This is a genomic window from Dapis purpurea BLCC-M126 (assembly GCF_050015975.1).
Classification (GTDB): domain Bacteria; phylum Cyanobacteriota; class Cyanobacteriia; order Cyanobacteriales; family Microcoleaceae; genus Trichodesmium.
Map to the genome: position 1 here is coordinate 1 of NZ_JBNHER010000036.1, position 13,520 is coordinate 13,520.

Below are 13,520 nucleotides of genomic sequence, written 5' to 3' on the forward strand. Positions count from 1 at the left end.
GATGGCGAGGAAACCTCGCCATCCCTCAACCAAGAGAGCGGTCGTTTGCGGAGCATGACCTTAGGATGGGATGCCGAGGTCTCCGTTCCCTCCGGGACGCTACGCGTTTCATGTCGCGTAGCGAAACGGCATATCCAATCGACCAAGAGAAAAGTGCTCTTGAATTTCCTTGTATTCAATTCCCGTGCGGTTAAAACCTTCTTGTAATTATCAATTATCCATTATCAATTATCAATTAATGAAAGATACAGCGCTTCTGATTGTCCGTGAGGTAAAGTAACAGCACTTACAGTGGATTCCGAACTAACTAACGTACAACTGACTCTGCACATATTTCCGGTAAACTTCGTAGTCATCATACCCGTAGATAATTTTTAAACTCTAAATTCTAAACCGTCAATATATGTATATTAAATAACACGCGGAAACTGTTGTATTTAGACAAAACTATAATATATGGTCATTGGCCAAGCGATCGCTACCTTGTCCAAATTGAGAAACCAGATTCAAAATCCAAAAGTTATGTCATAAATAACTTCTATTTGGGAAATAATTGTCGGAAATTATTGTGAGTTAAAGTTTTCAGCCCATATAATCAAAAAAATTGACTTTTCAGGCATAACTTTTAAATTCCGTGAAACGGTATAAGTGACAATTATATGGCAACCTGAAATATAGAAAACAATATACTACTGAGCTTTTCACCACAGAAAAATAACGATATATTATGCAAACCCTAGAAAACCCAATCACAACCCCTATAAACCAACCTGCCTTTGATACCACTATCCATCGGCGAAAAACTCGTTCCGTCAAAGTGGGTGATATAACCATTGGTGGTGGCCATCCAGTTGTAGTCCAGTCAATGATCAACGAAGATACCCTTGACATTAATGCTTCCGTAGCTGCTATTCGGCGTTTACATGAAATAGGTTGCGAAATTGTCCGTGTTACTGTTCCCAGTATGGCCCACGCTAAATCTCTGGCAGAAATAAAACAAAAATTAGCAGAAACCTACAAACCTGTACCACTAGTTGCCGATGTTCACCATAATGGCATGAAAATTGCTCTGGAAGTTGCTAAACACGTTGATAAAGTCCGAATTAATCCTGGTCTATATGTATTTGAAAAGCCACAAATTGGCAGAAAGGAATATACCCAAGCAGAATTTGCAGAAATAGGTGATAAAATTCGCCAAACCCTAGAACCCCTGGTAGTCTCTCTCAGAGACCAAAACAAAGCCATGCGCATTGGAGTTAATCATGGCTCTCTGGCTGAAAGGATGCTGTTTACTTATGGGGACACCCCAGAAGGTATGGTAGAGTCTGCTCTAGAATTTATCAAAATTTGTGAATCTTTAGATTACTATAATATAGTAATTTCTCTGAAAGCCTCACGAGTTCCAGTAATGCTCGCTGCTTATCGATTAATGGTGAAGCGGATGGATGAACTAGGTATGGCTTATCCTCTACATTTAGGTGTGACGGAAGCAGGGGATGGAGAGTACGGTCGAATAAAGTCTACTGCTGGTATTGGTACACTTTTAGCAGAAGGAATAGGAGATACAATTCGTGTCTCTTTAACTGAAGCACCCGAAAAAGAAATTCCAGTTTGTTACGGTATTCTCCAAGCCTTGGGTCTACGGAAAACAATGGTAGAATATGTAGCTTGCCCATCCTGTGGTCGAACCTTATTCAATCTTGAGGATGTTCTGCATCAAGTGCGAGAAGCAACAAAACACCTAACAGGATTAGATATTGCCGTTATGGGTTGTATTGTTAATGGTCCAGGAGAAATGGCAGATGCAGATTATGGTTATGTAGGCAAGCAAGCTGGTTATATCTCGTTATATCGTGGGCGGGAAGAAATTAAGAAAGTTCCCGAATCCCAAGGAGTTGAAGAATTAATTAATTTAATTAAAGCTGATGGCCGTTGGGTTGAACCCTAGTTTATAATTGAGATGTTTGTAGTAGGAGTGTATTTTTACTGCACTCCTCCATTAATTATCTAACAGATTAAACTCAACTTTTAATTCTATCGGTTATCCGGAATCTAAATCAGTTAATTTGGATACAGATAATATGACAATTTATTAGTTGGATTGAGTCTGATAAAAGCTTCTAATTGGTAGTTATAGTGACTAATACCCTCATTTTGATTCTTATTCTTAAGAACCAGGGTAGTTTAAATAGAAATAGATAGTTAAAAAAATATTAAATAACTTTACAAACAAATAATAATTTTTAGATTCCTGAAAAAAAGTTGAGAATAACTAAGTTCTCCTAATTAATTAGGAGATAAAAAAATAAATTGTCAAATTTATATCGCCTATATTTATCAATAAGATTATTAATAGAGAAATTTGACTTTCAACTTACTAAATAGGCTAACTCTGGGCAACAGTTATATATGCTAAATTGGGTCTAGCTATGGTGTAGTAATTATTGTTTAAATTCATTCAACAAACAAAATGGTTATAGCAAAACGTGGTCTTATCCTTGGTGCAACAGCATTAATGTTAACAGGCGTCACAGTTATCGGCGCTGGTATTCATCTTTCCTCTCAAGCATCATTAAATAATAATAACCCTAAAGAATTAATCGACCAGGTTTGGCAGATTATTGATAAAACTTATGTAGATGGTACTTTCAATCAGGTAGACTGGAAAGCTACTCGCACTGAGTATCTCGATCAAACTTATTCCAGTGATGAAGAAGCTTATGATGCAATCCGGGAAATGCTAGAAAAGCTAGGCGATCCTTACACCCGTTTCATGGACCCCGAAGAGTTTAAAAATATGCAAATAGATACTTCTGGGGAACTAACAGGTGTAGGAATTCAGCTAACCCAAGACCAGGATACCAAAAAATTGGTAGTAATTTCGCCAATAGAAGATACTCCAGCTTTTGATTCAGGTATTCAAGCTAAAGATATTATTACTAAAATTGATGGTCAAAGCACTGAAGGAATGGATATTAATCAGGCAGTAAGTCTGATTCGCGGTCCAATTGGTAGTCAAGTAACTTTAACTATTAAACGAGAAAATCAGGAAATAGAATTCCCAATTATTCGAGCAAAAATTGAAATTCATCCTGTTAAGTATTCTCAGAAACAAAGTTCTCTTGGTCAAGTTGGTTATATTCGCTTAAACCAGTTTAGTGCTAACGCTGCTGGTGAGATGCGAGAGGCAATAGATGATTTAGAAACTCAGAATGTATCAGGTTATATTCTAGATTTACGCTCTAATCCTGGTGGATTGCTATATGCTAGTATCGAAATTGCTAGGATGTGGATGGATCGTGGAGATATTGTTTCTACTGTTAACCGTAATGGTGTGACGGATCGCCAGAAAGCTAATAATAGGTCTTTGACAGATAAGCCATTAGTTATTATGGTAGATGGAGGTTCCGCCAGTGCAAGTGAGATTCTTTCTGGTGCGCTGCAAGATAACAACCGAGCTACATTAGTAGGTACTAAGACTTTTGGTAAAGGGTTAGTGCAGTCAGTACGTGGTGTTGGCCAAGGTGCAGGGTTAGCGGTGACGATCGCTAAATACTTTACTCCTAGTGGTCGGGATATTAACCATGAGGGTATTGTACCAGATGTGGAAATCTCCCTGACAGATACACAAAAAGAGACTTTGCGCAAAGATCGTAATAAAATAGGTACTATTGACGATCCTCAATACGCAAAAGCATTAGATATCTTGACTCAAGAAATTGCTGCGGTGCAAAATAAGAAAGCTCAGTTTGGTAACTAGTGGAATAGGGAAATAGGGAAGTGATATTATGTTTGGTTAAATAGTTATATATAATTAAAGCTCGTAGTAGGGCTTCAGCCCTATCTAAAGTTCGGGCTGAAGCCCTACTACAAACAAAGACTTTATTATAAGTGATTATCTGAACATGATATGAGGGAGTAATTTTTTTGCCCTTGTCTGCCCAAAATGCTAACTTTTTGAGCTTTTTAGACCTAAAAATAAAGTAAAAATTTAACTTCTGACCTCTGAATTCGTTAATGTGGTTTACACTTGCCACTTCTAATTAATCCTACACGACGGGCGATCGCTTCCTCAACAGAATTAAATGGACCCCATGTTTCTAGAATCTTGGGGTCTTTTTTTTGTTCGACTTCTTCCGCAGCTAAAATTTCACAGCTTTCCTCTATTGTCTTGATTATATAGAATTTTGGTGATGAGTCGCTCATAAAACTGAATATTCAAGATGGTTTCCTTTGCGTATTAAAATCATAATGCTTTTCGTTCCGCCAATAAAATTATCAAATTCAAAACATGGGATATAAACATTATGTTCTAATATTTCCCCTAGTTCTAGGAATGGGATTTGTTTTATCTATTGCTCCCAGCACTAAAGCTCAGAAGCAAGTATCAAGTCAAAATATTAACCAAACTGCCCAGATTTTAGAAAAAATAGAGGAGTACAACCCACTCAACCAACCCCCACCAAAATCTCAACCACTTGCCGACTCAAACCAGGAAACTACAACCACAGTTAAAGAGACAAATAAAGAGACAAATAACGATACTTTAGGACAAATAGAACAATATAATCAACTTAACCAACCTTCAGAAATATCTCCCTCCTTAGAACGAGTTAACTCTGTCAATCAACTTAGTGATGTTCTACCTACAGATTGGGCTTATAGTGCCCTCCAAGGATTAGCAGAACGTTACGGTTGTCTATTAGCCTATCCAAATACTACATTTAACGGCAATATAGCCATCAGTCGTTACGAATTCGCAGCAAATCTTAACGAATGTTTACAAGTTATTCAAAGTCTGATTGAAGAATTCGATGAAGCTTATATTTCCCAAGAAGACTTAGCAAAAAGCCAACGATTACAAGAAGATTTTGCTATTGAAATAGCCGATATTAAGTCTCGCCTCAATGCCTTGGAAACTCGGACAGACATTCTGGAAGCTAATCAGTTTTCTACCACAACTTTGCTAAAAGGGGAAGTCATCTTAGCTCTATATGATGTTTTCGGTAGTGAGGATGAAGAAGGAGCAACTGTAACGACTCAAAACATTCAGACATCTTTTGGCCATGCCGTAACATTAAACTTTGATACCAGTTTCACAGGCAAAGACTTCCTCAGAACTCGACTCAGAGCGGGAAGGTTGCCGGGGGTTAGTGGAGGAACACAAACAAATACAACCTTGTTTAACTTCGGTTTTGACACAAATGAACAAGTAAGATTAACCGAAGTCTATTATATTTTTCCCCTCAACCGCAAGATGAGTCTTTATGTTGGAGCTGCTGGACTTGATTTTGATTTGATGGCTCGTGCCCTTAATCCTAAACTGGTGAGTGGTACAAAAGGTTCTCTGGCTCTATTTCCAGCTTACAACCCCACCATATATATTCAAGTAGGGGGTGCTGGTTTAGGTTATAGTTATCAAATTAACGATAACTTGAGATTAGACTTAGCCTATCTTGGAGGTGCTCCTGGCGGTGGTACTGGTAGAGTAAACGAGCCTAGAGAAGGCGGTGGACTTTTTAATGGTACTTATAGTGGTTATGCTCAGTTTACTGCTTCACTCAACCGAGATTTTGATGTTTCTTTTGCTTATGTCAGAGCATATTATACAGCAGATTTAGTTAATTTAGCAGGTTTTACAGGTAGCAAAAATGCTCAAGAACCTTTTGGCAAAGTTGCAACTTCAGCAGACCATTTTGGATTTCAAAGTAGCTATCGCTGGGCACAGTTTACTATTGCTGGTTGGGTTGGTTATAGCAATGCTGAAGCAGAAACAGGCGATCGCCAAGGGGATGAAGCAGATATTTGGCATTGGGCATTGACAGTAGCTATAGATGACTTGCTATTTGAAAATGGAATGTTAGGTTTTTCTGTTGGTCAACAGCCAAAACTGACACATATTGATGGTGGTGAAGATGACCCAGATACTTCTATACAATTTCAACTTTTCTACGATTATCAGATTACGAATAATATAAATATTACCAATGGTTTTTTCCTCGAGACAAAACCGGAACATGATGATAAAAATGAGCTTCTTTGGGTAATTATTACAAGAACTACTTGGAGATTCTAAAAATTGAAACTAGCAAAAATTAACAATAAACTGCAAATTTTAATTATTTCATAGCAAGCATTTTTACCAACTATTTTTCTGCACAAAACAAGTCATACCGTTTCACGAAAGTCAAAAGTTCAAAGTCAAAAGTCATGAATTAAGATTTTATCGGCTCAAAACTTTGAAGCTACAGTAATTTCAGGAAATTATTTCACACCTAAAATTTGAAAATATTTGTAACATTCTTTTTTCAAATTACTATCACGCATCATCAAGATAAATAATTATTAGAAGAAAAGTTTTAATAATGTCACTTGCATATTAAAATCGTAATGCCTTTTTTAGCATCAATAAAATTATCAAATTAAAAATATGGGACGTAAACTTTATGATGTTGTAATTTTTCCCTTAGTTATAGGGATAGGATTTGTTTTATGTATTGCTCCCAGTAGTAAAGCTCAGAAGCAAGTATCAAGTCAAAATATTAACCAAACTGCCCAGATTTTAGAAAAAATAGAGAAGTATAACCCACTCAACCAACCCCCACCAAAATCTCAACCACTTGCCAACTCAAACCAGGAAAGCACAACCACAGTTAAAGAGACAAATAACGATACTTTAGGACAAATAGAACAATATAATCAACTCAACCAACCTTCAGAAATATCTCCCTCCTTGGAACAAGTTAACTCTGTCAATCAACTTAGTGATGTTCTACCCACAGATTGGGCTTATAGTGCCCTCCAAGGGTTAGCAGAACGTTATGGTTGTTTATTGGCCTCCCCAAATGCTACATTTGGTGGCAATAGAGCCATAAGTCGTTACGAATTTGCAGCAAATCTTAACGAATGTTTACAAGTTATCCAAGGTCTCATTGAAGAATTTGATGAAGGTTATATTTCTCAAGAAGACCTTGCTAAAAGCCAACGATTACAAGAAGATTTTGCTATTGAAATAGCCGATATTAAGTCCCGCCTCAATGCCCTGGAAACTCGGACAGACATTCTGGAAGCTAATCAGTTTTCTACCACAACTTTGCTAAAAGGGCAAGTCACTATGGCCCTGTATGACGCTTTCGGTAATGATGGTGAAGACGGTGCTACAGTGAGTGCTGATGATGTTCAAATGGCTTTTGGTCATGCCGTAACATTGAACTTCGATACCAGTTTTACAGGTCTAGACTTCCTGAGAACTAGGCTAAGAGTAGGAGATTTACCAGGATTGAATACAGAAAGCGCTCATACCTTCTTAAATGCAGGCTCTCCACCTGATGATGTAGCCCGACTCACAGAAGTATACTATATTTTTCCGCTCAACACAAAAATGAGTCTTTATATAGGAGCTGCTGGACTTGACTTCGATTTGATGGCTCCTGCACTTAATCCTAGACTAATTAGTGGTAATACAGGAAGTCTTGCCTTGTATCCTGCTTATAATCCCACTATCTACATTCAAGTAGGGGGTGCTGGTTTGGGTTATAGTTATCAAATTAACCAGAATTTTAGGTTGGATGTAGCTTATCTTGGAGGTGGTCCTGGTGGTGGTACAGGAAGAGTGAACGATCCGAGAGAAGGTGGTGGAATTTTTAACGGTACTCATAGTGCTTATGGTCAGTTAACAGTCTCACCTACAGTAAATTTTGATTTTTCTTTTGCTTATGTAAGATCATATTATACAGCAGATTTAGTTAATGTATCAGGTTTTACAGGTAGTAGAAATGCTCAACGACCTTTTGGCAGAGTAGCAACTTCAGCAGACCATTTTGGATTCCAAACTAGCTATCGCTGGGCACCATTTACTTTTTCTGGTTGGGTTGGTTACAGTAATGCTGAAGCAGAAGCAGGCGATCGCGAAGGGGATGAAGCAGATATTTGGCATTGGGCAGTGACAGTAGCTATAGATGACTTAGTATTTGAAAATGGAATGTTAGGTCTTTCAGTGGGTCAACAACCAAAAGTAACACATATTGACAATGGTGAAGATGATCCAGATACTTCTATACAATTTCAAATTTTCTACAATTATAGAATTTCAAATAATATAGATATAACATCAGGTTTCTTTATCGAAACAGAACCAGAGCATGATGATCGAAATGACCCAATTACAGTATTTGTGACTCGAGCAACTTGGAGATTCTAATTATTCAAAGGAGAAAAAAATGAATAGCAAACTAAAAATTTTAATTGCTTCATCTCTAGCATTATTGGCGACTATTTTTCCACAAAAAATTAGTCACGCACAAACAGAAGAAACAATTATTAGAAGAGAGTTGATATATGTAGGAGTTAGGGAAGATTCTTATTGGTTTGGTTCTAGGAATGACAAAGGAGAAAGGGAGGGATATTGTGTAGATATTGCCTATGCTTTAGCTGAACGTCTAAGTGCCAATCAACTAGATCCGATTAGGGTAAGATTAGTCACATCAACTGTTCAGAGTCGTTGGGATATGGTCAAAAGTGGTCAGGTAGATTTAGAATGTGGTCCTAATACTATTAGTGCTGAACGTGAAGAAAAACATGGTATTAATTTTTCTGCACCTTTTTTTATTACAGCAACACAAGTTTTAGCTCAAAGAGGTAGAACAGAAGAAGATGTGAATGCAGGTAAAGCGATGGTTGGTGTAGTTAGAAATACTAGCAATGAAAGTGATTTAAAGAGTGCTTATCCTGAAGAACAAATAGAGAATAAATTTTTAAGTAGACAACAAGGTATTGAAGCTTTAGCGGATGGTGAAGTTAATGGTTTTGCCAGTGATGGAACTCTTTTGTTAGGTATAGCGTGGGCAATGAACTTTGATATGGAAAAAGATTACACTTTTATTACTATTAATCAGGAAAATGGCCGTCCATTTTGTGCAGGTTATGGATTCATACTTCCTGGAGGGAAAGAAAATTCTAGTTGGCAAAGGTATATTAATGACTTTCTTGCTAATGATAAAAAAGCTCAAAGAATTCAAAGAAAGTGGTTGCTGGATGGTTTAAGTGAAAATAGTCAAATGCTTTATGATGCTTGTACTCAAGAAAGTTAGAAGTCAAAAGTTAAAAGTCAAAAGTCAAAATATTGAGTAGTGCCGTGTCAAGTCTTAAATGTTACTTTAGGAAAATGCTACGATGCTTATTTTTCAAAGCTTGACATCAAAAATCTATTCCACCATTTTAAGCTTGACATGCCAGTAGTGGACCGTTTCAGCTAAAATAGTGCGTTAGAATTGTCATTGCAAACGACAGTGAAGCAATCTCTAGAGAGTTTTCTATTACAACATTTTAAGATGAAACAATCCAGTAGGGTGTATTAGACGGCTAAAATTTAAGCTCTAAAAGGTATTTAGGAATCCCTCGTAATGCACCATATTGAGAATTGAGAAAATTGAGTAGTAGAGCGAAACGCCTTAAATGTGGCAATAGTAGGGGCTAGTTTTGTTTTAAATTAATGAGTTTTAACCTAATATTAGATAAACCCGCCCCCAGTAAAATGATATGATACACTGTTTTAGCTATGTCAATCTAGTACGGAAATTTTTTCTATTAGGTGCATAGAAGTCAAAACCTTAGACAAAGACATTAAATAGAAGGAAAAAAGAAAACTCCTCTGTGTCAACTTTGTATTTTTGACCGAATAATTATGACTACAACCAAACAAATATTGATGGGTCTTGTGGCAGCTACCTCTGTGTGTGTATTGCCCAATCATTCAGTTAATGCAGCATCTCTGATTAATTTTGAACCTGTGGATGGTAAATTTCCTGATGGAAGTTTAGCTGTAGATAATATGCCAATTACAAATCAGTTTTCATCCTTGGGTGTAACTTTTGGCATTGATCGTAACCAGGATGGTTTACCCGATGCTGGACTTTTCCCCAGGTTGGAGGCTGTTGGCTCTTCAGATTCCATAGCAGGTTTTGAATCAACAAATGGAGGAGAAGATGATACAGCTGCTCCTGGTTTTGAAGACAGGTTAGGTAATTTTTTCCTACGGGGAGTTGGATCACTAGCTAATGGTGAATCTCTTCTAATTTCTTATACTTCTCCAACAAAAGCTGCATCGGCTGAAATTTGGGATATTGACGGTAGGCCAACAGGGTTAGGTGAACAATGGGAAGTTCAAGCACTGGGTTCTGATTTATCTGTGATTGATTCTATTGTCAGTCCTGCTGGTACTTTTCCCTTAGAAACTTCTCCCTTAGAAGCTTCTCCTTGGTTTTGGTCTTTTGACCGCCCAGAAAAAGATATTCATGCTATTCGCCTAGTCTATACGGGAAGTGCAACTGGTGTTGGACTTGCATTTGATAATTTTTCTCCACTGGCAGTAGAAGGTTCTGAACCTGAAACTAATACTTCAGTTCCCGAACCAACTTCTGCAATAGGTTTGTTAATTTTTGGTGCCTTTGCTTATCGTTTGAGGAAAGGTAAATAATATCAAGCCCCTCAATTTAGTAGGGTTGATGCGCGCATCGCCCCTACTGGGGTTAGAGGAAATGTTGTACCATTTATCTGTTTAATGAGGTACATTTACCAAATAATTAATTAATAATTAAACAATTCAGATTGAAAGTCTCCCCTTTGAAGGGGATAAAATCAAAAAAAATCCTTAAGTGTTAATCTCCTTCTTTTAAGCTATCCCTTACCCATAAGTCTTATAAGCATTGCAGGGTTGGGAGTGTGAGGAGATGGTTCAAGTAGCTAGTGCAGAATGACGGAAATAACTGACCAGTTACAAAATACTCAAAGCCTTACCAATCAAAACTGCAGACTTCCCCTCCCAGCTCCCCTCCTGGGAGGGGCGGGGGTGGGTTGAATTCAGAATTCTGACTTCCACGTAGCGGTACTAGTGCAGAATGGCGGAAATAACTGACCAGTTACAAAATACTCAAAGCCTTACTAATCAATACTTTTGAATTTTGAATTTTGAATTTTGACTTCCGCGTAGCAGCACTAGTCAGAGTTGGCAAATGCTGAAATTGTCTTATTCAGTTTTAGTCACCTCTGTCCTAGATATGAGAAATGGCAGGTTTGTCTTCTCTTCTAACTCTTCTGCCTCTCCTCTATCCTGTAAGGAATTCGATCTTATGTGGGTAAAGCATAGAAAAAGGGGGAAAGGGGTGGTGTAATACAAACCAATAAATTTTTGCTACAAATAGCCAGGGAATTTTTTAGGAGTCAGGAGTCAGAATGAATGGCTTCGATACTGTTTTTTAGGTCAGAAATTATCTTTTTTATCAAAGAGACATCTACTGTAAAGTCTTTTTATTCGTAACATTCTTTCTTTCACAATGGTCTAAAACTCTACCTCATAGATTAAAGAACTGCTATATTCTGATTCAAGAGAATTTCAGATAATATTATTAACTGACCCCATATTCTGTAAAGTGATGTATCAATGGAGAATTAAAACCAATGACAATATCCTGATGAGGCGCTCCTGCTTTTTACTAATTCTTCTGCAAAATCAATTTCTGTACCATTATATTATACTGTAGCCATATTTTCCGTTCTTTAATATCAAAATGAATACGATGATCGCTTTCTCAACCCACATTAACTATTTAATAATGATTATTTTTAGTGTCAAAAATTAACTCTCTATTAACATTTTTTCTTGTATAGCGATCGCCAGCATATTCTTGTTAAGGGAATAAGGAAAAAAGAAAGAGTACAAAGTTTCTATTTTAACATCTGTCTTTTTCCCTCTTCCCTATTAACTTACATCGTAAGAATTCAGATATTATATACCTTATAGCTGAATACTTACCTTGTATTAGACCTCTCCAAAAATGCCAATTTTAGAACGGCGGGGTAAGAGTTTGAGAATCTGTTTAGGATATGTCTATTGATGCGCGGTTATGAGGAGAATCTAAATCTATCTCCGGCCCAACTGGCACAATTCTGGTAGGATTAACCTTGGGATGACTGATGTAATAATGCCGTTTAATATGGTCAAAATTACAAGTTTCTTTTACCCCTGGATGTTGATAAATATCTTTCAGATAATTCCCTAGATTTGGATATTCCCAAATATGGCGTAAATTACACTTGAAATGAACATAATAAACAGGATCGAAACGAAGCAAAGTAGTAAACATACAAATATCGGCTTCAGTTAGGCGATTGCCACACAAATAACGTTGTTTTGACAAGATATTTTCCCAATAATCTAAAGCTGCAAATAAATCTTTTACTCCCTCATCATAAGCTAACTGAGAACCAGCAAAACCTGCTCGATAGACACCATTATTAATAGGTTGGTAAATCTTATCAATAGTTTCTTCAATCTGATCGTGTAAATCTTCTGGACATAAATTTACATCACTTTGAGCAATACCACTAAACTGAGTATCAAGCATCCGAATAATTTCACGGGATTCATTATTAACTATTGTACCTGTTTGTTTATCCCAAAGTACAGGTACAGTCACCCTACCACTATAATTTGAGTCTGCCTGAAGATAAAGTTGCCAAAGATAACTATGATTATTCACAGTATCAGGAATAGACCCTGGTTCATTTGTAAATTCCCAACTATTTTGGTCAATTACAGCACCTACAACTGACAAACCAATAGCATCTTCTAACCCCTTGAGTTTCCGCATAATAGCAGTTCGATGTGCCCAAGGACAAGCCCAAGAAATGTATAGATGATAACGTCCTGCTTCTGCCTTAAAGCCACTAGATCCATCTGCTGTAATTTTATTACGAAAAGTGGTCTGAGGCCGAATAAATCTACCTTGAGAATCTTCTTGTTCCCGTTCAGAAATCCACTTACCATCAACTAAAATACCTAAGCCCATGGTCACCTCCTAAAAGATAATCAGATCATATCAATTAACTGTCAGTTTTCCTAGACTCTTTTCTCCCCTTCAATAACTCTAGATTTTTTTTGACAAGAGCAATAGCTTCTTGGTTTCCCTCTTGGAGATATAATCCTCCCGCCTGTAATAAATTTGCTACACTTTCGTCATCTTGACGTAAATTAGCAAAAGCTAAACCCATATTATGATAAGCCTCAGCAATATTAGAATTATTTTGTATAGCTTCAGTAAACTTATTGATAGCTTGTTGATAATTTCCTACTCGAAAAGCTTCACATCCTTTTTGAAAGTTTACTGCTGCCTCTGGTGGTATTAATGAAGATATTGATATTGGTTCTGTAAACAGGACAGAAATACTTCCTTGTCCACGATAAGCATATATCATTGCACCAACACCAATGGTAGTTATTAATCCAAAAAAGATTAACCAAGTTATAAAATTTTCAATTTCCATATAGATAATGATAATGATATAGTTATAAGTATATTAAACCATAAAAATTAAAAGTTTAATTATCAATAACTCGATCGAGAAATTCTCACTCTTGGTGAAATACAGATTTGGGATTTTAGGGAATAGGTTATTTAAAGTTATTAGTTATCAGTTAAAAGTACCCCTTACTGAAGTAGGAAGCTTGAAATACTCAATTTTCT

10 protein-coding genes are annotated in these 13,520 nt (G+C 36.8%); 7 read left to right on the forward strand and 3 right to left on the reverse strand.

From position 1 onward, the window contains the following. The 3 genes from ACP6PL_RS03990 to ctpC form a co-directional block, all read left to right on the forward strand. Positions 1-207: hypothetical protein (locus ACP6PL_RS03990; RefSeq protein WP_426542779.1), on the forward strand; the 207-nt coding region annotated here is incomplete at its 5' end. A 520-nt stretch (positions 208-727) separates the two neighbouring features. Continuing rightward, entirely contained in the window at positions 728-1,948 is a 1,221-nt protein-coding gene (gene ispG, locus ACP6PL_RS03995) for a (E)-4-hydroxy-3-methylbut-2-enyl-diphosphate synthase (protein ID WP_426542781.1), read from the forward strand. Between the two features lie 522 nt (positions 1,949-2,470). Then, positions 2,471-3,760, forward strand: coding sequence for a carboxyl-terminal processing protease CtpC (gene ctpC / locus ACP6PL_RS04000; protein WP_426542783.1), 1,290 nt, complete (start codon positions 2,471-2,473; stop codon positions 3,758-3,760). Between the two features lie 254 nt (positions 3,761-4,014). On the opposite strand, the gene ACP6PL_RS04005 is transcribed toward ctpC, so the two are convergent. Then, on the reverse strand, positions 4,015-4,206 hold the full coding sequence (locus ACP6PL_RS04005; RefSeq protein ID WP_426542785.1) for a DDE transposase family protein: 192 nt from the start codon (positions 4,204-4,206) through the stop codon (positions 4,015-4,017). Positions 4,207-4,291: 85 nt separating this feature from the next. Here ACP6PL_RS04005 and ACP6PL_RS04010 point away from each other — a divergent pair, with 85 nt between their 5' ends. The 4 genes from ACP6PL_RS04010 (at position 4,292) to ACP6PL_RS04025 (ending at position 10,474) form a co-directional block, all read left to right on the forward strand. Then, the gene (locus ACP6PL_RS04010) at positions 4,292-6,076 is read left to right on the forward strand and encodes an iron uptake porin (protein WP_426542787.1); all 1,785 of its coding nucleotides are present in this window, start codon (positions 4,292-4,294) and stop codon (positions 6,074-6,076) included. A gap of 354 nt (positions 6,077-6,430) precedes the next feature. After that, positions 6,431-8,200, forward strand: a complete 1,770-nt coding sequence (locus ACP6PL_RS04015; RefSeq protein ID WP_426542789.1) for an iron uptake porin — start codon at positions 6,431-6,433, stop codon at positions 8,198-8,200. A 19-nt stretch (positions 8,201-8,219) separates the two neighbouring features. Beyond that, positions 8,220-9,089 carry an amino acid ABC transporter substrate-binding protein gene (locus ACP6PL_RS04020; protein WP_426542791.1) on the forward strand — a complete coding sequence of 290 codons (870 nt, stop codon included), beginning with the start codon at positions 8,220-8,222 and terminating at the stop codon, positions 9,087-9,089. A 593-nt stretch (positions 9,090-9,682) separates the two neighbouring features. Next, positions 9,683-10,474: a hypothetical protein gene (locus ACP6PL_RS04025; protein WP_426542793.1), complete on the forward strand. Its 792-nt coding sequence runs from the start codon at positions 9,683-9,685 to the stop codon at positions 10,472-10,474. Between the two features lie 1,399 nt (positions 10,475-11,873). On the opposite strand, the gene ACP6PL_RS04030 is transcribed toward ACP6PL_RS04025, so the two are convergent. Together ACP6PL_RS04030 and ACP6PL_RS04035 are read right to left on the reverse strand one after the other, a co-directional pair. Further along, a complete protein-coding gene (locus ACP6PL_RS04030) occupies positions 11,874-12,845 on the reverse strand; it encodes a glutathione S-transferase family protein (RefSeq protein ID WP_426542795.1) in 972 nt (323 codons plus the stop codon). A gap of 34 nt (positions 12,846-12,879) precedes the next feature. Continuing rightward, positions 12,880-13,320, reverse strand: a complete 441-nt coding sequence (locus ACP6PL_RS04035; RefSeq protein ID WP_426542797.1) for a hypothetical protein — start codon at positions 13,318-13,320, stop codon at positions 12,880-12,882. Positions 13,321-13,520: the final 200 nt, after the last annotated feature.

Excerpts from the sequence above, each read along its gene's own strand:
- ispG (WP_426542781.1), top strand. The coding sequence starts at position 728 with ATGCAAACCCTAGAAAACCCAATCACAACCCCTATAAACCAACCTGCC.
- ctpC (WP_426542783.1), top strand. The coding sequence starts at position 2,471 with ATGGTTATAGCAAAACGTGGTCTTATCCTTGGTGCAACAGCATTAATG.
- ACP6PL_RS04005 (WP_426542785.1), bottom strand. The coding sequence starts at position 4,206 with ATGAGCGACTCATCACCAAAATTCTATATAATCAAGACAATAGAGGAA.
- ACP6PL_RS04010 (WP_426542787.1), top strand. The coding sequence starts at position 4,292 with ATGGGATATAAACATTATGTTCTAATATTTCCCCTAGTTCTAGGAATG.
- ACP6PL_RS04015 (WP_426542789.1), top strand. The coding sequence starts at position 6,431 with ATGGGACGTAAACTTTATGATGTTGTAATTTTTCCCTTAGTTATAGGG.
- ACP6PL_RS04020 (WP_426542791.1), top strand. The coding sequence starts at position 8,220 with ATGAATAGCAAACTAAAAATTTTAATTGCTTCATCTCTAGCATTATTG.
- ACP6PL_RS04025 (WP_426542793.1), top strand. The coding sequence starts at position 9,683 with ATGACTACAACCAAACAAATATTGATGGGTCTTGTGGCAGCTACCTCT.
- ACP6PL_RS04030 (WP_426542795.1), bottom strand. The coding sequence starts at position 12,845 with ATGGGCTTAGGTATTTTAGTTGATGGTAAGTGGATTTCTGAACGGGAA.
- ACP6PL_RS04035 (WP_426542797.1), bottom strand. The coding sequence starts at position 13,320 with ATGGAAATTGAAAATTTTATAACTTGGTTAATCTTTTTTGGATTAATA.